The organism is Mediterraneibacter sp. 210702-DFI.5.30 (genome assembly GCF_020560115.1).
In the GTDB taxonomy this organism is placed as follows: Bacteria; Bacillota; Clostridia; order Lachnospirales; family Lachnospiraceae; genus Mediterraneibacter; species Mediterraneibacter faecis.
On sequence record NZ_JAJCME010000053.1, the window covers coordinates 1 to 299 of the forward strand.

Below are 299 nucleotides of genomic sequence, written 5' to 3' on the forward strand. Positions count from 1 at the left end.
GGCCTGCATGAAGCGCCGCAAGAGACTGGCTTCCTCATCAGTAGCGAGATCGCTTTGTGACTTGATATCATGCACGCGCTCAACCGACAATTGGCTGCCAAATGCGACTTGGTTGTCGGTCATTGCATGGACCCGTTCGAATTCGATGATTTCTGCTGCAAGACTGTTGACTGGTTCGCTCATTAAAACTTTCTCCCTTCATGGTCATCATTCATAATGACGATGGCTGCATACGTACGATATTACAATATTTATTGTAAACTTTTCTTTTCGTAGATGCTAGAAGGCTTGAATAATCT

Annotated in this window: 1 protein-coding gene; it reads right to left on the reverse strand. The window is 44.5% G+C overall.

Going from position 1 to position 299, the window contains the following annotated elements; genetic code table 11:
- Nucleotides 1–183, reverse strand: a 183-nt coding sequence (locus LI126_RS14655; RefSeq protein WP_227165664.1) for an LBP_cg2779 family protein, incomplete at its 3' end; no start/stop codon positions are given.
- Nucleotides 184–299 lie beyond the last annotated feature (116 nt).